Annotated in this window: 18 protein-coding genes and 1 tRNA gene; 6 read left to right on the top strand and 13 right to left on the bottom strand. The window is 72.3% G+C overall.

The window, feature by feature from the left end:
• Window positions 1-111: 111 nt before the first annotated feature.
• Complete coding sequence (locus tag VIU94_RS04195; protein WP_331907654.1) at window positions 112-1452, bottom strand: ABC transporter substrate-binding protein; 1341 nt, start codon at window positions 1450-1452, stop codon at window positions 112-114.
• A gap of 224 nt (window positions 1453-1676) precedes the next feature.
• Between VIU94_RS04195 and VIU94_RS04190 the strand changes: the two genes are divergently transcribed.
• Both VIU94_RS04190 and VIU94_RS04185 read left to right on the top strand, forming a co-directional pair.
• Window positions 1677-2699, top strand: coding sequence for a LacI family DNA-binding transcriptional regulator (locus VIU94_RS04190; protein WP_331907652.1), 1023 nt, complete (start codon window positions 1677-1679; stop codon window positions 2697-2699).
• A gap of 285 nt (window positions 2700-2984) precedes the next feature.
• A complete protein-coding gene (locus VIU94_RS04185) occupies window positions 2985-3725 on the top strand; it encodes a helix-turn-helix transcriptional regulator (protein WP_331907650.1) in 741 nt (246 codons plus the stop codon).
• A gap of 132 nt (window positions 3726-3857) precedes the next feature.
• On the opposite strand, the gene VIU94_RS04180 is transcribed toward VIU94_RS04185, so the two are convergent.
• The 9 genes from VIU94_RS04180 to VIU94_RS04140 all read right to left on the bottom strand — a co-directional run bounded on the left by VIU94_RS04180 (window position 3858) and on the right by VIU94_RS04140 (window position 11428).
• Window positions 3858-4517, bottom strand: a complete 660-nt coding sequence (locus VIU94_RS04180; RefSeq protein ID WP_331907648.1) for a hypothetical protein — start codon at window positions 4515-4517, stop codon at window positions 3858-3860.
• Window positions 4505-5059, bottom strand: a complete 555-nt coding sequence (locus VIU94_RS04175) for a hypothetical protein (RefSeq protein ID WP_331907646.1) — start codon at window positions 5057-5059, stop codon at window positions 4505-4507. Before VIU94_RS04175 ends, VIU94_RS04180 begins: the two co-directional genes overlap by 13 nt.
• A gap of 173 nt (window positions 5060-5232) precedes the next feature.
• Window positions 5233-5592, bottom strand: coding sequence for a hypothetical protein (locus VIU94_RS04170; RefSeq protein WP_331907644.1), 360 nt, complete (start codon window positions 5590-5592; stop codon window positions 5233-5235).
• Window positions 5593-5686: 94 nt separating this feature from the next.
• The gene (locus VIU94_RS04165; RefSeq protein WP_331907642.1) at window positions 5687-6820 is read right to left on the bottom strand and encodes an FAD-dependent monooxygenase; all 1134 of its coding nucleotides are present in this window, start codon (window positions 6818-6820) and stop codon (window positions 5687-5689) included.
• A 72-nt stretch (window positions 6821-6892) separates the two neighbouring features.
• Window positions 6893-7459 carry a GTP-binding protein gene (locus VIU94_RS04160; protein WP_331907640.1) on the bottom strand — a complete coding sequence of 189 codons (567 nt, stop codon included), beginning with the start codon at window positions 7457-7459 and terminating at the stop codon, window positions 6893-6895.
• A gap of 4 nt (window positions 7460-7463) precedes the next feature.
• On the bottom strand, window positions 7464-7883 hold the full coding sequence (locus VIU94_RS04155) for a DUF742 domain-containing protein (protein ID WP_331907638.1): 420 nt from the start codon (window positions 7881-7883) through the stop codon (window positions 7464-7466).
• Entirely contained in the window at window positions 7880-8317 is a 438-nt protein-coding gene (locus VIU94_RS04150) for a roadblock/LC7 domain-containing protein (protein ID WP_331907636.1), read from the bottom strand. Before VIU94_RS04150 ends, VIU94_RS04155 begins: the two co-directional genes overlap by 4 nt.
• Window positions 8314-10707, bottom strand: a complete 2394-nt coding sequence (locus VIU94_RS04145) for a nitrate- and nitrite sensing domain-containing protein (protein WP_331907634.1) — start codon at window positions 10705-10707, stop codon at window positions 8314-8316. Before VIU94_RS04145 ends, VIU94_RS04150 begins: the two co-directional genes overlap by 4 nt.
• Before the next feature lie 331 nt (window positions 10708-11038).
• A complete protein-coding gene (locus VIU94_RS04140; protein WP_331907632.1) occupies window positions 11039-11428 on the bottom strand; it encodes a hypothetical protein in 390 nt (129 codons plus the stop codon).
• Window positions 11429-11525: 97 nt separating this feature from the next.
• Here VIU94_RS04140 and VIU94_RS04135 point away from each other — a divergent pair.
• A tRNA-Met gene (locus VIU94_RS04135) sits at window positions 11526-11599 on the top strand.
• Window positions 11600-11686: 87 nt separating this feature from the next.
• Entirely contained in the window at window positions 11687-12598 is a 912-nt protein-coding gene (locus VIU94_RS04130) for a hypothetical protein (RefSeq protein ID WP_331907630.1), read from the top strand.
• Between the two features lie 195 nt (window positions 12599-12793).
• On the opposite strand, the gene VIU94_RS04125 is transcribed toward VIU94_RS04130, so the two are convergent.
• On the bottom strand, window positions 12794-13714 hold the full coding sequence (locus VIU94_RS04125; RefSeq protein WP_331907628.1) for a hypothetical protein: 921 nt from the start codon (window positions 13712-13714) through the stop codon (window positions 12794-12796).
• Window positions 13715-13781: 67 nt separating this feature from the next.
• On the opposite strand from VIU94_RS04125, the gene VIU94_RS04120 reads away from it, so the two are divergent.
• On the top strand, window positions 13782-14270 hold the full coding sequence (locus tag VIU94_RS04120; protein WP_414720883.1) for a DUF4265 domain-containing protein: 489 nt from the start codon (window positions 13782-13784) through the stop codon (window positions 14268-14270).
• Window positions 14271-14407: 137 nt separating this feature from the next.
• Here the strand turns inward: VIU94_RS04120 and VIU94_RS04115 are convergent, their stop codons facing one another.
• The gene (locus tag VIU94_RS04115) at window positions 14408-14989 is read right to left on the bottom strand and encodes a TetR/AcrR family transcriptional regulator (RefSeq protein WP_331907626.1); all 582 of its coding nucleotides are present in this window, start codon (window positions 14987-14989) and stop codon (window positions 14408-14410) included.
• Window positions 14990-15083: 94 nt separating this feature from the next.
• Here VIU94_RS04115 and VIU94_RS04110 point away from each other — a divergent pair, with 94 nt between their 5' ends.
• Entirely contained in the window at window positions 15084-16565 is a 1482-nt protein-coding gene (locus VIU94_RS04110; protein WP_331907624.1) for an amidase, read from the top strand.
• Window positions 16566-16637: 72 nt separating this feature from the next.
• Here the strand turns inward: VIU94_RS04110 and VIU94_RS04105 are convergent, their stop codons facing one another.
• Window positions 16638-18317 (bottom strand): thiamine pyrophosphate-binding protein, encoded by a 1680-nt coding sequence (locus VIU94_RS04105; protein WP_331907622.1) that lies wholly within the window; start codon window positions 18315-18317, stop codon window positions 16638-16640.
• Window positions 18318-18456: the final 139 nt, after the last annotated feature.

Below are 18456 nucleotides of genomic sequence, written 5' to 3'. Positions count from 1 at the left end.
TCCTTCCAGGTCGGAGCTTGCGCCGGTGTGCGCTGGTGCGGACGGCACGCCGGTCCGTCGCCCCCCCGGCCCGAGGAGGTGGGCGGCGGCGGACCGGGCGCTCGGCCCCCGCTACTGGTCGATCTTGTCGTCGACCAGCTTCCTGACGTTCTCCCAGGCCTTCGCCGGGTCGGTGCCGCGCTGCTCGATGTCGAGGATGCCGTTGTCGGTGAGGAAGGTCTTCACCTGACCGTCCCAGCGGCTGATCGGGGCCGGCTTGATGCCCGCCGCGGCCTCCGAGTAGATCTTGCCGACGGGGGTGTCGCCGAAGTACGGCATCTTGGTGTCCTGGACGACCGCGGAGGCGAGCGTGTCCTTGGTCGACGGGATGTTGCCGTTCACCGCGAACACCTTCGCGTGCTGCGCGGGGGCGGTCAACCAGGCGGCCAGCTCCGCCGCCTCCTTGGCGTGCTTGCCTGACTTGGGGACCGCGAGGAACGAGCCACCCCAGTTCCCGGCCACGGGCGGCGCGGCGATGTCCCAGTTTCCCTGGTTGCCCGGGCCGGCCTGGTCCTTGATGATGCCGGTCATCCAGCTGGGACAGGCGACGGTCGCGAACTTCGAGTTCTTGAACGCGGCGTTCCACGTGCCCTTCTCGTCGAACTGGCGCAGCCTCGCGGTGAGCCCGCCCTGCGCGGCCGCGACGGCGGTGTCCCAGGCCTGCTTCACGCCGGGGCTGTTCTCCCAGTCGAGCCGGCCGCTCGCGTCGGCGTACTGGACGGAGTTGCTGGAGAGCACCGCGTTGAACAGGCCGCTTGCGGAGTCGTGGAAGGCGGTGCCGGCCGGGGCGTTCCTCTTGTACGTCCGGCCCGCCTCGACGAACTTGGCCCAGTCGCCCGCCCAGAGCTTCGCCACCTCGGTCCGGTCGGTGGGCAGCTTGGCTTCGGCGAAGAGGTCCTTGTCGAAGCAGATCGCCATCGGGCCTATGTCCGTGCCGAGACCGATGACCTTGCCGTCGGCGCTGGTGGCCTGCTTGACCTTCCAGTCCAGGTAGGCGCTCAGGTCCGCGCCGCCGTTGGCGCCCAGGTCGACCCACTTGCCGGCCATGGCGGGCCCGGTGGCCTCGGCGATGTAGCCGACCTCGAGGGCCTGGATGTCGGCGAGGCCGCTGTTGCGGGAGAGGCGCAGCTTCAGGGTGTCCCAGTACTTCTGCCCGTCGGCGACGTTCGACTCGACGATCTTGATGTTCGGGTGCAGCTTCTCGTACTCGGCGTAGAGCTTGGCGCCGGTCTTGTCGTCGTACCCGAAGGAACCGAAGGTCCCGATCCGCAGCGTGATCTTCCCGTCGCTGCCGGCCTTGTCGTCGTCGCTGCCGCCGCCGCAGCCGGTGAGCAGGGCGGCTGCGGCGGTGATGGCGGCGATGGCCGCGGCGGTTGGGCGGAACTGTCCGACTCTGCTGCTGGAAGTGCGCATTCCACTCTCCTCGTCCAAGGGCGGTACTGATGGGAGCGCTCCCACGCCGTTGCCGGAAGGCTGCTGCCCGCCGACTGTGGGTGTCAAGACGTGAACGCGGATTCGTTACGGGGAGGCTTCGACGGGCGGATGCCTTAGCATGGGAGCGCTCCCATGCATCCTCGGCCTCTATCGTTTGCTGACCGGCGCGGAGCGCGACGTACGACGAGGGGAGTTGGGGAGCCTTGAGCGGACGGCAGAGCGGCAGGCCCACCCTGGAAGAGGTCGCGGCCCGGGCCGGGGTCGGCCGTGGCACCGTGTCCCGGGTCATCAACGGCTCGCCGCGGGTCAGCGAGCAGGCCAGGGCGGCCGTCGACCGTGCCATCGCCGAGCTCGGCTACGTCCCCAACCAAGCCGCGCGGGCGCTGGCCGGCAGCCGCACCGACGCGATCGCGCTGGTGATCCCCGAGACCGAGGCGCGGTTGTTTGCGGAGCCGTACTTCCTGGACATCATCCGCGGCGTGAGCGCCGAACTGGCCGAGGCGGACAAGCAGTTGCTGCTCACCCTGATCCGCTCCGAACAGGAGCGGCGGCGCTTCGAGCAGTACGTGGCCGCCCAGCGGGTGGACGGCGTGCTGCTGGCCTCGGTGCACGCCGACGACCCGCTGCCGGAGCTCGTGCGCGAACTCGGCCTGCCGGTCGTGCTCAACGGACGCCGCACGGAGGACGAACCGGTCGCGTACGTGGACTCCGACAACGCCGGCGCGGGCCGGGCGGCCGTCGACCACCTGGCCGGACGGGGGCGGCGCGTCATCGCCACCGTCACCGGACCGCTGGACATGTACGCTGCCCGCGCCCGTCTCGACGGCTACCGCGCGGGGCTCGCCGCGGCCGGACTCGACGCCGACGAGGCGCTGGTGGCCTCCGGGGACTTCACCGAGGACGGCGGCCGGCGCGCCATGCGCGAGCTCCTCGCCCGCCGCCCGGACTTGGACGCCGTTTTCGCCGCCTCGGACGTGATGGCGGCAGGCGCGCGCGCCGCCCTGCGCGAGGCGGGCCGCCGGGTCCCCGAGGACGTGGCCCTGGTCGGCGTCGACGACTCGCCCGTGGCCCGCCTGATGGACCCTCCGCTCACCAGCGTTCGCCAGCCCATCGAGGAGATGGGCCGCACCATGGCACGCATGCTGCTCCAGCAGATCGCCGAGACCTCCGCCGAAACGCCGCAGAGGGTCCTGCCGACAGACCTGGTGGTGCGCGAGTCCTCCTGACGACCCGGTCCGACCCGCCGCCCGGTCCGACCCGCCGCCCGGTCCGACCCGCCGCCGCCGGCGGCGAGGAGGCGGCCCGCGAACTCCTGGAACGCGCCCCGGACCTCCACGGAACTCGTTCGCAGGGAGTCCGTGTAGGGAACGCGGGGCGGCAGCGGTCCTGGGGGAGGCGGAGGCGTGGGCTGTGGAGCCTTGCGGAACCTGCCCCCGAGAGGCGGAGCCGCGGCCACCGCCGTACGATCTCGCGCGAAACGACCCCCCGCAGGCCAGGCACTGGAGGACCGTGTGGACCAGCTCCCCGTCCCGGACGTCGAGCGGCTTCTCGCCGTCGTCGCCGACTGCCACTCCGCGCGCACGCTGCCGGAGCTCGGCGAGCTGCTCACCGAGTCCCTCGCTGCCCGCCTCGACTTCCGGAACGCCGCGGTCCTCACCGGCGATACCCGGCCCCGGCTCTTCCAGGACGCGACGGCCCAGGCGTCCGGGATCGTCGAACCCGCCATGGAGGCGTACCGCGAGCGCTTCCACCGCCTCGACCCGATCGCGGTCGCGGCCGTCGACGCGGCGGTGCGCGGCGTACCAGCCCCGCCGCTGACCCTGCTCGACGTCGCCCACCTCGTCGATGAGAAGCGGCGGCCGTTCGTCGACGAATTTCTGCGGCCCAACGGCATCGGCGCGGTCATGGCCAAGTCCTGGTCGCCGCCCGGCACCGGCCTGCAGTTCGGGATCGCGCTGTTCGACCCGTACGAGCACGCCTTCGGCCCCCGCGAGGTCGCCCTGCTCGGCCTCCTCGGGCCTGCGGTCGCCCGCATCGCGGCGGGGCTGCTGGCCGCCCGCCCGGCTTGGGCGGACCTGCTCACACCCCGCGAGACGGAAGCGGTCGCGCTGCTCGCCGAGGGCCTCACGGACGAGCAGATCGCCCGCCGCATGGTCGTCGACGTCGGGACGGCCAAGAAGCACCTCGCCGCGGCCCGCCGCAAGTCCAAATGTCCCAACCGGGTCGCCCTGGCGCGTGCCTGGGCCCCCTGAGCGAAGGCCTGCGCCGGTCCGGCCCCCCGTGCCGGACCGGCACAAGAGGAATCCCCCACTCCCCTCGAGCCGCCCTCAGCATGACCCATCGCGGGGCCCCGGACCATGGGCCTAAAGGAGAAGATCCGCCGGTCAGAGGCCGCTCGCAGGATCCGCCTCAGGGGGCAGAAGCGGCGGGGACGGAAGCCCGAAGTGCTCGACGATGATCCGCACCGTCTGCGCCCCATCGGCGTTGAAACCCGGATCCGTGTCGTAGTTCGGAGTGTCCCGGCCGACGATCCCGGCGTTCAGCAGCTCGCGCACGAGCAGGTCGGCCTGGCCACCGGCGCGTATGGACTCGCGACGCTCTCCGACATTGAAGTAGGTCTGCTCGAACCCGCCGCGGTAGTAGGCGAACTGGAACGGGTGCCGGTCGCAGTGCGGAACCATGAAGTTCTGCCCGTGCGGGCATGCGCAGGGCGGCGTGGATGCCAGGAACACGGTCTCCACGACCTGCCCCTGGGGCACGCGGTCGGCGTAGCGGAAGCCCGTGATGTCGCGCGCCAGATCCCAGAGGGACCTGTCGGCGGCGTAGGCGGCCTCGGCCTCGGAAGCGTCGTGCGTCAGCAAGTCCCAGCCGTACGACCGGCCGGACGCGCGGGCCTCGTCGGCGTCGTGCGTCACCCAGGCCCAGCCGGACGACTCGCCGGAGGCGCGGGCGGGATGCCCCGCTTCCGCGAAGGCATGAGCCAGGGTGGGCAGCGCCATGCCCCGGCAGAACGTGACGAACGTGTTCGGGGTCAGCCGGCCCATGTCGGAGTCACCTCCGGGGAGAGGGGCGGCGAGGGGAGGGCGAAGAAGTCGGCGAGCGTTCTCACCAGGCGTTCCTCGTCGTCCTGGTCATGGTCGTAGCAGTCGTGACCGGGCTCGTCCTCGTGCGCGCAGACCGCGTCGGGGCCGATGAGGCCGGCCGCCAGGAGCTCGGCCGACAGATAGTCCGGGTTGTCGCCGACGCGCTGCCCGAGGTCCTCGAAGCTGAACCACAGGACCGTGCGGCCGTCGCGGTGGTACTCGAACGCCGGTGGGAAGCCCTTGGGGCTGCACGGCTCCGTCACGAACACGACGATCTCCGCGCCGCCCGGGCAGAGGCCGCTGTAGTTCACCGGCTCGAAGTCCTCGGCCTCGGCGTTGAGCATCTCGTGCACGACCCACGCCCACCCGCCCGCCTCACCGGACGCGAGCGGCTCCCGCATCACGCCGCGCAGGCCCTCGGCGAGCGCGCCGAGGGTCATGCCCCGCGCGAAGACGAGGTTCACATCGAGTCCCCCGTACGGACCCTGAATCCAATCGGTCATGCTCAGCACCCTAAGCGCGGGCACTGACAGGCCGGTTCATCATCCGTAGTACGCGGCGTACCAGGCGGACTGGGCGGCGGGGGAGAAGTCTGCGAAGTCACCCGCCCGCTCGCAGTCGAGGATCCGCGCAACGTCCACGTCTCAGTTCTCAGTCCGTCTTCGGCGCCGCCGGTTCAGCGGAACTCGTGCACGACCTCGATCTTTCCGACGATGTGCGCGTTGAACAATTCGAGCTCCTCGGCCGGGACCCAGAGCTCCAGGATCGTCTGCCCGCCGGCCTGTTGCACGGGGTACCGGCTCAGGAAGTCCGCCTCGACCTCGAACCGCGTCACGAACCCCACACCGCTGTGCTTCACGTTCCAGTCCCGCGCGATCCTGATCGCGTAGTCCTCGTTCAGCACCGGATAGAAGATCGGCTGCTCGGGCAGGCGCGGAGGCCATGCCCGCGAGTCCAGCTCGCGCACGAGGGCCAACTCCTCGGGCCCGGTCGGGCGCCACAGAGTCGTCGTCGGCGTGGAGTGCTGGCTGGTCATGGGTCATCGCTTCCTGGGACGGGCCGCCGCAGAACGCGGGGGCCCGGATTCCGGGACGATACCGACGCCTCCGCTTCGCCGGCCACGGGATTTCCTAGTACGGCTTCGCCAGGACGTGGGCCGCGCCCGGGACGCCGATCTTGAGGAGCTCGTCCTCCTCCGGGGTCGTCTCCGCGCCCATCTCCTGCTTGAGCACCGCGCGTGACAGGGCCTGGACCCACATCGCGCGAGGCCGGCGGCGGGCCTCCCATGCCTCCAGGGCCTCCGGCACCGTCGGGGCGGCGTCCAGCGACTCGGCCAGGACGAAGGCGTCCTCGACGGCCATCGCGGCGCCTTGCGCGAGGTGAGGCGTGGAGGCGTGCGCCGCGTCGCCGGCCAGGACGACTCGCCCGACGTGCCACGGCTCCTCGACCGTCACCTGAGAGATCCGCGAATACACCACGGCGCCGGGATCGTCGACCGCGGCGAGCGCCTCGGCGACCGGCCCGGAGAACATCGCCAGCCGCTTCACGAGCTCCTCGTGGGCCAGCTCCGGATCCGGACGGAAGTCCTCGGCCTCGGCGAACACCGCGCCCAGATACATCAGCTCGTCCGTGATCGGGGTCAGCAGCGCCTTCGCCTCCTGCCCCGCCGTCGACATCACGACACCGCGTACGCCGGCCTGACGCGGCACCGTGACCCGCCAGTTGGCGAATCCGGTGTACTCGGGGGCGTACCGCTCCCCGTACAGGCGCGTGCGCAGCGGCGAGCCGATGCCGTCGAAGCCGACCACCAAGTCCCACCGTCCGGCGGAGCCGTCGGAGAGCCGCACGGTGACGCCCGTCCCGTCGTCGTCCAGCTCCGCCACCGTCGTGCCGAACCGGATCCGCGCGCCCGCCGCGCCGGCGGCCTCGCCGAGCACCTCGGCGAGGGCGGGGCGCGGGATGCCGTTGTTCGGCGGCGCGCCGTCCATGCGGGGCTGGGGGATCCGCGCCAGCTCGTTGCCCATGGGGTCGGCGATCGTCAGGACCTCCCACTCGAACCCCGCCGCCAGGCAGGCCTCCAGCAGGCCGATCTCGCGCATCACGTGCAGGGCGTTCGACGGCTGGATGATGCCCACACCGAGCGCGTCCAGTTCGTCGCGTATCTCGGCGACCTCCACGGTGTGGCCGCGCCGGGCCAGGGCGGTGGCGAGCGTCAGCCCGCCGATGCCGCCGCCGTGGATCAGGACGCGCAGTGGTGATGCCATGTCGGGTGTCTCCAGACGAAGGGGAGGGAGGGAGGAGGAAGGTCCTTGAACGTCCTTGAACGTCCTGGGGCGTCAGATCGTCGCCGGCAGCCTCATCAGGTGGTCCATGAGCGCCAGCAACACCTCCTTGTCGAAGCCGCGCTGCCGGACGTCGCCGATCAGCAGCGGGACGTCCGGATCGACGTCGAGCGCGGCGCGGATCTCGTCCGCCGTACGGGTGTTGTGGCCGTGGAAGCAGTTGATCGCGACGACGAACGGGATCGCGCGGCTCTCGAAGAAGTCGATCGAGGCGAAACTGGTCTCCAGACGCCGGGTGTCGGCGATGACCACCCCGCCCAGCGCGCCGTTGACCAGGTCGTTCCACATGAACCAGAAGCGTTCCTGCCCAGGCGTGCCGAACAGGTAGACCACCAACTCGTCGCTGACCGAGATACGCCCGAAATCGAGGGCGACGGTCGTCGTCTCCTTCTCGTCGATGCCGTCCAGGTCGTCCACGCCGACGCCGGCGTCGGTGAGGTACTCCTCCGTGCGCAGCGGCCTCACCTCGCTCACCGCACCGACAAGGGTGGTCTTGCCGACGCCGAAACCGCCGGCGACGAGGATCTTCACTGCGGCCGGGGCCGCCTGATTGCTGATCATGGGTTCAGAGTCTCCGGAGTCCGTCGCGTACCGCGGTCAGCAGGCTCACGTCGAGGCTGCCCGCCGCCACCGCCAGCGGCGCACGGGCGGTCAGCAGGCCCTGGCCGACCAGGTCGGCCAGAAGGATCTTGGTCACCGACACCGGGAGGTCGAGGTCGGCCGCCACCTCGGCGAGCGCCGCGGAGCGACGGCACCGGTCGAGGATCAGCCGGTGCTCCGGCTGGAGCCTGCCTGAGCGCGGCGGCAGTCCTCGCGCGTCGCGGGGTCCGTCCACCGTCGTCAGCACCGTGATGAGCGAGAGGTCGTCCCGGTCGGGCGCGGTCCGGCCGCGGGTGAGGGTGTACGGGCGCACCATGCTGCCCGAGCCGTCCTCGTCGAGCCCCTCGTCCCCGTCCTCGTCCGTGCCCTCCCAGCCGGTGCTCATGCCCTGTGCCCTGCCTCGTGGCCGAAGGCCTCGACCTCGGCGCGCGCCGGGGTGCCGAGCTGCTCGCCGACCTGCTGGACGAGGTTGTGCATGGCAAGCGACGTCACCTCGGCGTCCACTTCCTGCGAGGCGACGACCGCCAGGTGCGTGCCCTGCCCCGCGGCGACGATGAAGAGCCACAGGTCGGCCAGTTCGACGATCACCTGGTGCACCGGGCCTCCGTCGAAGAGCTGACCGACGCCGCGGGCCAGGCTCTGCTGACCGGTGCAGATGGCGGCGAGGCGTTCGGCGTCGCCGCGGTCCAGGGAGCGCGAGTGGCTGACGACCAGGCCGTCGTCGGAGAGCAGGACGGCGCTGCGGGTCTCGGCCACCGAGTTCACCAGGCCGTCGAGCAGCCAGTCCAGGTCCTGGCGGGTCGCGGTTGTGCGTGTCATGACCGGTCTTCTCTCGTGGGTTGGGACGGTAGGGCGGGCTGGGGTGCGGATGCGGGTGAGGGCTCCGGTGCGGGGTTCGCGCGGGCGGCGCGCGAACGGCGCTGGAACGCACCGATCGTCGCCCCGGCCCGACGCGGTGCGTCCGTCGGCGTGGGGTCGGCGGCCGGGGCCGGTACGGAGTCGGCCGGGGTCCCGCGCAGCTCGTCGACCAGGCTGGCCTGCCGCACCCGACGAGGCAGCGGCGGCTCGTCGGCGGCGGGGGAGGCGGCGTGGGCCGGAGAGTCCTCGGGCCGGAGTCCATCGGCGCGCCCATGGGAGCGTGCGTGGGGAAGCTCTTCGGGGCGTTCGTGCCCGTGACCGTGCGGCTCGGGGCTCGCGGCTCCCGTTCCGTACGGGCTCGTGGCCTCCGCTCCGTACAGGTTCACGGCCTCCGCTTCGTACGAGCTCGTACCTCCCGTCCCGTACGGGCTCGGCCCCTCCGTTCGCGTCCGCTCGAGGGCGAGCGTCGGCCGTCCCGCGGCCGCGCCTCGGCGTCGTCGCATCCGCGTGGGCAGCGTCGCGGCGTCCCGCAGGTCCGCGGCGGCCACCGGGCCGGCTCCCGGCTGCGTCCCGGTGACGACGAGCTCCGGGGGCACGAGCACGACGGCACGGGTGCCGCCGTACGCCGAGGTACGGAACTCGACCCGCAGCTCGTACTGGGAGGCGAGGCGCGCGACGACGTGCAGGCCGAGGCGGATGTCGTCGGTGTGGGCCAGGAGGTCCATCCGGGGCGGACGCGTCATCAGCTCGTTGGCCGCGGTCAGCCGCTCCTCGTCCATGCCCAGGCCCCGGTCCTCGACCTCGATGGCCAGGCCCCGGCTCACCTGGGCGGCCCTGACCTCGACCGGGCCGGTCGGCGGGGAGAAGGCGAGCGCGTTCTCGATCAGCTCGGCGAGGACGTGCGAGACGGGTCCTACGGCGCGGGGGGCCAGCGCGTGGTTCGCGTCGAGGTCGAGCATCACCCGCTGGTAGTCGCTCACCTCGCCCTGCGCCGAACGCATCACGTCGAGCAGCGGCACCGGCTTGCGCCAGCGGCGGTGCGGCGAACCGCCCGCGAGGATGACCAGGTTCTCCTCGTACCGCCGAAGTCGGGCCGTGAGGTGGTCGAGGTCGAACAGCCCGTCGAGGAGTTCCGGGTCCTCGTGCCGGCGCTCCAGCTCGTCCAGCTTCTTCATCTGCTGGCCGATGAGCTGCTGCGTCCGGCGCGCGATGCGCTGCAACAGCCGCTCGAAGCCGCGGTGTTGGTTCGCCTGTCGGACGGCGGCCTCCAGCGCGCTGGTGCGCGCGAGGTTGAACGCCTCGCCGAGTCGGGTGAGTTCGTCCGAGGCGCGGTCGTGCACGTCCTGCCGGATGGCGCGCGCCTCGGTCTCGACGTCGATGCGCTCGCCCTGGCCGAGCCGGTCGACGACGTCGGGCAGGGCCTTCTCCAGGGCCTCGGCCTGCTCGTGGAGACGGCGGATGCGCCGGCGCAGGGTGCGGGTGAGACGCCAGGTGGTCCAGATGACGGCGACGACGGCCAGCAGGCCGACGACGGTGGTCACCGCCATCCGCGCGAGCAGCCCCATCACGCTGCCCTTGCCCTCCTCGACCACCAGGGCGGTCCGGTGCTCCAGGAGCTTCTGCAGCTGGGGTGTGAGGGAGTCCATGGCGGCACGCCAGGACTTCTCGTCGGCGGCCAGAGACACGTACCCGTCGGCGTTCGCGCGGGCCGGGCGCAGGACCGTGGTCTCGACGTTCGTCTTCGTCCGCCACTGCGGACTGCCGACGATCTCGTCCCACATGGCCTTCTCGTCGTCCGGGAGGCGGGGCACGATCTGGGTGGAGGCGAGGAACGACTGGCTGGAGACCGTCTCACGGAAGGCGGCGAGGTCTGCGGTGCTCAGTCTGCGGTCGGGCCAGCCGCGGGCGAGGAGGGCGTCTGAGCGGGAGATCATCTCCTTGGCCCAGAAGAGGTCGACGAGCGGCTGGGAGAGCGTGGTGATCCTGCCGTTGTCGACCCGGCTGAGCGCCGAGAAAAGCTCCAGGTCGACGGCGATCAGGTCGGTGTAGTACGTGTACACCGCCTGCTGCTGGTCGTCATCGCCGCCGTCGACGAGCTCCCGCTGGGCGGGTAACTTCCCGATCGCTTCCCGGGCTTCGGCGACGGCGCGCAGGACCTCGGCCGGCGCGTCTTCCTCGCTCACGTCCGACAGCGTCCGGAACCGCTCGACCGCCTCGTCCGTCGACGCGCGCTGCCGGCTCAGCGCCTCGACGGCCCCGGGGCGGCGGGCCAGCGCCTCGGCGCTGAGCCGCCGTTCCTCCTGGAGGCTGTAGTACACGAGGTTGGACGGCTGACCCGCCTTCTCCGCCAACAGGCCCTGTCCTGCCTGCCGTTGGAAGTCGAGGAAGGTCTGACCACTGGTGACGCCCCAGAGCGCGAGCAGTGCGACACCGGGGACGAGGGTGAGGACGAGCAGGGCGGTCCGCAGGGAGAGGGACGACGCCGAGCCGGTCCTTCGTAACGACGCGCGCGTGCGCAGGGCATGCTCCTTGACGTGGATCGGCGTGACGACCGATCAGATTCGTGGTGCATTCCAACGCGTGCATATTAGTCACACCGTGATCACGTGTAGGCGAGAGTTGGCGCGTTCGATCGATTTCGCTCACGCGACGACGAAGTGAGCAGGTGGGCCCGGCCCCGGGCTAGACCGAGGAGAGTCGGCTGAAGCCCGCCTGCGGGGTGTGGAGGGTGACGGTCCCTCCGCCGAGCATCTCGGCCTTCTGGCGGAGCCGGTCCACGGCGAGCGGGCTCGGACGGCCGTACACATCGATGGATCTCATGCGGATGAGCTCAGCGAACGCCCGGAACTTCGGATCGCCGAGCTCCAGGTGGAACTCCAGCGACGCCGAGTCGGGATGGACGGCCACCAGCGTCATCGTGGACTCGGACTCGTCGATGTAGAAGTGGTAGGCGATCAGCCGCGGCTCCCGTGCCTCGATGAACTCGGCCAGGTCGCGCATCCCGCTCTTGACCGCCGCGAGCTTGCCCTCGCGGATGGCCGAGCGGTCGACGTAGTACAGGGGGTCCGTCATGCCGCCTGAATCTATCGGCGGACGCCCGCTCGGCCCGCTCGACGCGTCGGTCGAAAACCCTTGGCGCGTGACAGGTCGGCCGTCTTACGGTGGAGGTCGCCGGGTGGAGCAGTTAGGCAGCTCGCTGGGCTCATAACCCAGAGGTCGCGGGTTCGAATCCCGCCTCGGCCACTAAGGAACCGGGCCCGCCGCATGCGTTGCGGCGGGCCCGGTCGCGTACAACGGGCGATTCGCGGCCTTGGGCACGAGAGTGGGGGAGTGGATGTCGACGAGGTCATCGATGAGCTGTACGGGCTGAGGCCGTCGGAGTTCACCGCCGCCCGGGACGCGTACGTCGCACAGGCTCGGAAGGCCAAGGACGCCGCCGGGGCCAAGCGGATCGCCGCCCTGCGCAGGCCGACCCTGCCCGCCTGGGCCTCGAACCACCTCGTTCGGACGCGGCCCGCCGAGGCCGAACAGCTCCTCGCGCTCGGCCGGGCCCTCCGCGAGGCGCACCGCACTCTCGACCCGCATCAGCTCCGGCAGCTGAGCCGCCAGCAGCACCGGCTGATTGCGACGCTCGTGCAGGACGCCGTCGCTCTCGCCGCGCAGGCCGGACAGCCGGTCGGCGGGAGCGCCCTGGACGAGATCGGGCAGATCCTGCGGAGCGTCCTCGCCGACCCCGACGTCGCCGAGGAGTGGGCCAAGGGGCGGCTCGTGAAGCCCCCGGAGGCCACGGTCGGCTTCACCGCGGCCCTCACGCCGGACGAGGTCCCGCCTCGTACGTCCCCGAAGCGGCAGGAAGCGACGGAGCCGCCTCGGCAGTCGCCCCCGCCCGCCGGGACGAAGCCGTCCCGCCATGCGGCCCAGCAGCGCGAGCGCCTGGAAGCCGCCCGTTCGGCGGCAGCCGAAAGCGATGCCGAGGCCCGCCGTCTCGAAGCCGGGCTCCAGGAGGTCCGGTCCCTGCACGATGCCGCCGAGGCCCGCGCCGCCGCCGCGGCCGACCGCGCCGCCGCACTCGCCGTACAGCTCCGCGCCGCCCGCGACGATGAGCGCGAGGCTCGTACGGAGGCGAGGCACACCGGCACCGCGGCCCGCGAGGCCGACCGCGCCGCACACGCCGCGCGGCGAGCGGCCGACAAAGCAGGCCAGGCCCTGAAGCGGCTGGAGCCAGAGCCGCCCGCTGAGTAGCCCCGCCTCAGCCGGACGCGCTGAACTGCCCCGTGCCGACGACCTTGAGCAGCGTGAGCCGTTCCCCCGGCGGTATCGCTGCCCGCCGACGGCGTGTACAGCACTGCAGCCGTCCGTAGTACGCGTGCTCCTCGACCGGGTACGCGGCGTGCTGCGCCGGCGGCGGCGTCCTGACGGGGTCCTCACAGGCCGAGATCAGCCGCGGCCCGGCCCTGGCCACCCGTCCCGCCGCAGCACCGCGTCCGCCACGTCCGGCGCGGCGGCCTGCATCCAGCCCCTCAGCGGGTCGGGCTCACGCCGGGACCAGTGCTCCCGCGCTTCGGCGCGCAGCTCTGCCAAGGCCTGCTCCCGGTCGACGGCGGGCGGCGCGAACCGGCCGGCCGCCGCGCGCACATGCTCCTCCCACCGGTCCTCCCAGAACTCCACCGTCCAACCCGGCCAGCGCGTCGCCATACCGCCCGCGCCGGCCGTCGCGTCGAGCAGCCACCAGCCGACCCGGCGTCGCTCAGGATCGACGTGGATCCCGGAGCCGGCGGTCACCGCGCAGACGCCGTGGTCGGGTGCGTCCGTCAGACGGTCGAGCAGGGCCGGGCCCTCGACGATCGGGTGGTCGTTGACCCCGGAGAGCACATGGCACCGGTCCGCACCGACAGTGACGACCCGGATCATCGGGTCGGGGTCGGCCAGCTCCTCGTCGTCGAGGTCCATCGCGAACTCCGGACACAGCGACCGGCCGCGCCAGCGAACGTCCTCCGGGTCCAGGCCGAGGCAGACCCTCAGGTCTGCCGGACCGTCGAACGTCCAGCGCAGTTCCCAGCCCGGCCACGCATGCCTCAGCGCCTCCCAGACGGCAGCCCGGTGCCGCATCTGGGTGATCGGCCCCTCCCAGGCGAAGAGGAGCAGCGTCCTGCGGCTCAGATCGATCAGCGCCGCAGCCTCGCACGCCTGGTCGTCGCGCCAGTGCCCCTGCACCCGGTCGCGTGCGCGGACCAGGGGAAGGACGACCTCGGGCCCGGCGAGCAGGTCGAGGTCGAGCCCCACGGCGCCGAAGCGGGACTCGTACATCTCGTGCACGCCGTCCTCGGGAACCACGACGTACGTCACCCAATTGGCCATGTCGGAGATCATCTCAAGTACCGCGCCGGCCACCGACCCGGTGGGGGCCGTGGCCGGAATGTGGCGCATGATGGGCTTCGTGGAGAGCACGGCAGAGAAGATCAAGGTCTGGTTCCGCTTCGTCCCGCGCGAGGACTGGCTCCCGCAGGACACCGAGGGGCTGTGGGCCACGAAGGTCGGCGACGACACGGCCTGCGTCCAGAACGTCCCCTTCCTACAGGACGGCGTGGCGGAGGGCGACGTCGTCCAGTACCGGACCGACTCCGAAGGGCTCCATTGGGCGGTCGGCCGGGTCAGCGCCTCCGGCAACTGCACGATCCGCGTCCTCCCCGTTCCCAGCGGCCCTCTGGGGCGCAACGCGGCGGCCGTGCACCAGCGCCTCTCCCCGTTCGGGCTCGGCGGCGAGGTCTTCAGCGCCGACTTCCCGATGGTCGCCTTCAACGCGCCGGCCGACGCCGACTTCACCGGCATCAAGGCGCTCCTGGAGCACGGGGAAGAGGACGGTTGGTGGCACTACGAGGTCGGGTGCGGCACCGACGCGTGGTGGAACGCCTGACGGTCGGTCGCGGGTCACTTCGGTACGCCGGTCGCGGGTCACTTCGGTACGGCTGACGGCCCGGGCGCGCGTCAGTGCAGGACGGCTGACGGCCCGGGCGCGCGTCAGTGCAGGACGGCTGACGGCCCCGGCGCGCGTCACTGTTCGGAGGCGACTGCCCGCCCTGCCGCCAGATGGGTGCTCAGTCGCTCCTCCAACCCCCTGATCAGCGACGTCAGCCCGATCTCGAAGCCCAGCTCGGCCTGTTCGGGGTCGCGGGTGATCAGGTCGAGCGCCGAGCCGACCACGAAGTACTCGATCGCCCGGACGACCGCCGGGACCTCGGCCTCCGGCCAGCCGGCCTGGCGCAGCACGGCGTACGCCCGCTCGTACGCCTCCAGCGTGGCGGCCGAGCCGATGGGCTCGGCGGTGAGCAGCGGCACGACGCGCGGGTGGGCGGCGAAGACGGTGCGGTAGGCGTGCGCCCAGCGCGCCGCCGCGAGCGTCCACGGCCGCAGTTCCGCGTGCCCGGTGCCGATCTGTGCCGTGAGCAACTCCCGTAGCCCCTCGACGAGTTCACTCTTCCCCGAGATGTGGTTGTACAGGGAGGGGCCCTTGACGCCGAGTTCCGCCGCCACGCGGCTCATGGAAAGTGCGTCGGGGCCGTGCTCGTCGACGAGCCGCAGCGCCGTGCTCATGATGCGCTCGCGGGTGATCAGTCTCGTACTGGGGCGTGCCACCGGATGCCTGTTCTCGTTCCGCTCTTGTCCCGGCCCTCGGGCCCTCGCTAGCCTACCTAAAACTACGCCCTCTAGTTTTAGGTGATGGGATGCCATGCGCTACGACGAATACCGGCGCTTCGACGCGGTGGGGCTCGCCGAACTGGTCGCCCGCCGCGAGGTGTCGGCCCAGGAGCTGCTCGACGTCGCGATCGAACGCGCGGAGGCCGTCGACGGGCGTCTCAACGCCATCGTGCGTCCCCTGCACGACATCGCCCGCGCGCGGGCCGGCACCGAGCTCACCGGACCGTTCGCCGGCGTGCCCTTCCTGGTCAAGGACCTGCTGCAGGACTACGCCGGTCAGCCCACCGGCAGCGGCTCGCGCGCCGCACGGCGCAACGTCCCGACGCAGCACAGCGAGGCCGTCCGCCGGTGGCTCGACGCGGGCCTGGTGGTCTTCGGCAAGACCAACACCCCCGAATTCGGCCTCAAGTCCATCACCGAACCCGAGGTCGACGGGCCCACGCGCAACCCGTGGCACCTCGACCACACCCCGGGCGGCTCCTCCGGCGGCTCGGCCGCCGCCGTGGCGGCCGGGATCGTTCCCGTCGCAGGCGGCAACGACGGCGGCGGATCGATCCGCATCCCCGCGGCCTGCTGCCACCTGTTCGGCCTCAAGCCCGGACGCGGCCTCGTGCCCGCCGGGCCGTCCCACGCGGAGTACGAGCAGGGGCTCGCCACCGACGGCGTGCTCTCGCGCACCGTCCGGGACACCGCAGCGATGCTGGACGTCCTCACCGCGGGCGACGACCCCGGCGGCCCCTACCTGGCGGCCCGCCCGGAGAACGCGTACGCCGAGCTCGCCCAGCGGCCGCCCGGCCGGCTGCGCGTCGGGTTCACCACCGCCTCGCCGATCGGCACGCCGGTGTCCCCGGAGGCCGTGGCCGCGGTCGAGGACATGGTCGCCCTCCTGACGAAGCTCGGCCACGACGTCGAACCGGCCGAGCCGGAGGTGGACGGGGAGGCGCTGGCGCTCGACTTCCTCACCGCCTGGTACGCCGGCACCGCGGCCACCGTGGCCGAACTGCGCCGGACGGCGGGCGCGCGGGCCAAGGACTTCGAGACGGACACCCTGCTGTTGGCCGCGGTCGGCCGTGCGATGCGGGCCCCGCAGTACCACCTGGCCACTCAGCGCCGCAACGACCACGCCCGCGCCCTGACCGCCTTCCACGACCGCTACGACCTGCTGCTCACCCCCACGCTCGCCGAGCCTCCGGTCCGCATCGGCGCACTCGAGACCCCGGCCTTCGTCAAGGCCGCGGGTCACGCGGTGATGCGCCTCGGGCTGGTCGGCCAACTCGCCCGGACCGGCCTGTGGAAGCAGGTCATCCTCACCAACCTGGCCACCGTGCCCTTCACCCAGCTCGCCAACATGACAGGCCGCCCCGCCATGTCCGTCCCCGGCTACCGCACACCCCAAGGCCTGCCGCTCGGCGTCCAGTTCGTCGCCCCGCTCGGCGGCGAGGGCCTCCTCCTCGCCCTCGCCGGCCAACTGGAGACGGAGCGCCCCTGGGCCGACGAGGAGCCCCTGCTGTAGGGAAGTACAGAGCCCGGGACTCAGAGGTGCGTACAGAGCCCGGGACTCAGAGGGACGTCCAGAGCCCGGGACTCAGAGGTGCGTCGGTTCGAACATCCTCAGTACGGCCGGGAGGACCACCACCGACGGGCCCGGTGCGGCGAGGGCCTTGCCGAGGTCCGTCGTCAGGGACTCCGGGGTGGTCAGGGTGGCCGGGACGCCGAAGGACTCGGCCAGGGCGACGAAGTCCGGCCTGGTCAGTTCGGTCGCCGTGGCCTCGCCGAAGGCGTCGTTCATGTACTCGCGCAGGATGCCGTAGCCGCCGTCGTCGACGATGAGCCAGGTGACGTCGAGGTCGTACTGCTTCGCCGTCGCAAGCTCGGCGATCGAGTAGAGCGCGCCGCCGTCGCCCGACACCGCGAGCACCGGGCGGGTCGCGTCGGCCGCCGCCGCGCCGAGGGCCGCCGGGAAGCCGTAACCGAGGCCGCCGGCGCCCTGGGCGGAGTGCATCGTGTTCGGGTGCCGGGCGTCGAAGGCGGACCAGGCCCAGTACGCCAGGATCGTCATGTCCCAGAAGCTGGCCGCCGCGTCCGGCAGCGCCTCGCGCACCGCGGCGACGAGCCGCTGCTCCAGGCCCAGATCCTGGGCCTGGAGACGGTCCGTCACCTTTGCCAGGACGGCCCGCACCCGCTCGGGCGCGCCGGCGTCCTCGCGCGCCGGCACCGTGTCCAGCAGGGCCTGGAGGGCGAGGCGCGCGTCGGCGTGGATGCCGAGAGCGGGGTGGTTGGACTCCAGCTTTCCGGCGTCGGCCTCGATCTGCACGATCCGGCCGCGCGGCGCGAACGTGTGGTAGTTCGACGACAGTTCGCCCAAGCCGCTGCCGACGACGAGCAGGACGTCCGCGTCCTCCAGGAACTCGGTGGTGTGCCGGTCCTCCAACCAGGACTGGAGCGAGAGCGGGTGCTCCCACGGGAAGGCGCCCTTGCCGCCGAAGGTGGTGACCACCGGCGCGTTCAGCCGCTCCGCGAGCGCGAGCAGCGCTCCGGAGGCGTCGGAGCGGACGACTCCGCCGCCGGCGATGATCGCCGGCCGCTCGGCCTTCGCCAGCAGGTCCGCCGCGACCGCGGTCAGTTCGGGGCGCGGCACGACCGGCTGCGGGGTCGCGTCCAGGGCGGTGACCACGGGCAGCGTGGTCTCGGCGAGGAGCACGTCCTGCGGGATCTCGACCCACACCGGCCCGTGCGGGGCGGTGAGCGCCGACTGCCAGGCGGCGGCGATCGCGGACGGGATCTGGGACGGGGTCCGCACGGTGTGCACGGACTTCACGATGTCGCGGAAGGACGCCTGCTGGTCGCGCAGTTCGTGCAGGTAGCCGTGCCGGCCGCCGCCCAAGCCGGCGACCGGGACCTGGCTGCCGATGGCGAGCACGGGCGCGGACGCGGCGGCCGCCTCCTGGAGCGCGGCGAGCGACATCAGCGCGCCGGGGCCGGTGGAGAGCAGCAGCGGGGCCGCCTCGCCGGTGATCCGGCCGTACGCGTCGGCGGCGAAGCCCGCGTTGTTCTCGACGCGCAGTCCGACGTAACGGAGCGTGGAGCGGCGCAGTGCGTCGAACATGCCGAGGGCGTGTTGGCCGGGAAGACCGAAGACCGTGGTCGCGCCGAGGCCGCACAGGGACTCGACGACGAGGTCGCCGCCGGTGCGACCCTTCGGGGGGTTGAGGGCGGCTTCGGTCTGCGCGGCGGTGAGCCGATCCGGCGCTGCGCTGCTGGTCATGCTGGGCACTCCTGGGGCGTAGGGGTGGGGCGTGGGCGGGGGCCGCTGGGCAGGGCGGGCGTGGGCGGGGGCCGCTGGGCAGGGCGGGCGCGGCCCCCACCGGGGGCTGAGCTCGGGACGGGGTGTCAGGCGGTCGCGT

The sequence above is a fragment of the Streptomyces sp. genome, from assembly GCF_036566765.1.
Taxonomy (GTDB): Bacteria; Actinomycetota; Actinomycetes; order Streptomycetales; family Streptomycetaceae; genus Streptomyces.
Note: the sequence above shows the minus strand (reverse complement) of the source record. Positions and strands in the feature narration are given on the sequence as shown.

Coding starts and splice junctions, on each gene's coding strand:
- VIU94_RS04160 (WP_331907640.1), bottom strand. CDS start 7,459: ATGATCAGCAATCAGGCGGCCCCGGCCGCAGTGAAGATCCTCGTCGCC.
- VIU94_RS04195 (WP_331907654.1), bottom strand. CDS start 1,452: ATGCGCACTTCCAGCAGCAGAGTCGGACAGTTCCGCCCAACCGCCGCG.
- VIU94_RS04110 (WP_331907624.1), top strand. CDS start 15,084: ATGCGCTACGACGAATACCGGCGCTTCGACGCGGTGGGGCTCGCCGAA.
- VIU94_RS04140 (WP_331907632.1), bottom strand. CDS start 11,428: ATGACGGACCCCCTGTACTACGTCGACCGCTCGGCCATCCGCGAGGGC.
- VIU94_RS04155 (WP_331907638.1), bottom strand. CDS start 7,883: ATGAGCACCGGCTGGGAGGGCACGGACGAGGACGGGGACGAGGGGCTC.
- VIU94_RS04120 (WP_414720883.1), top strand. CDS start 13,782: ATGATGGGCTTCGTGGAGAGCACGGCAGAGAAGATCAAGGTCTGGTTC.
- VIU94_RS04165 (WP_331907642.1), bottom strand. CDS start 6,820: ATGGCATCACCACTGCGCGTCCTGATCCACGGCGGCGGCATCGGCGGG.
- VIU94_RS04170 (WP_331907644.1), bottom strand. CDS start 5,592: ATGACCAGCCAGCACTCCACGCCGACGACGACTCTGTGGCGCCCGACC.
- VIU94_RS04125 (WP_331907628.1), bottom strand. CDS start 13,714: ATGGCCAATTGGGTGACGTACGTCGTGGTTCCCGAGGACGGCGTGCAC.
- VIU94_RS04175 (WP_331907646.1), bottom strand. CDS start 5,059: ATGACCGATTGGATTCAGGGTCCGTACGGGGGACTCGATGTGAACCTC.
- VIU94_RS04150 (WP_331907636.1), bottom strand. CDS start 8,317: ATGACACGCACAACCGCGACCCGCCAGGACCTGGACTGGCTGCTCGAC.
- VIU94_RS04180 (WP_331907648.1), bottom strand. CDS start 4,517: ATGGGCCGGCTGACCCCGAACACGTTCGTCACGTTCTGCCGGGGCATG.
- VIU94_RS04105 (WP_331907622.1), bottom strand. CDS start 18,317: ATGACCAGCAGCGCAGCGCCGGATCGGCTCACCGCCGCGCAGACCGAA.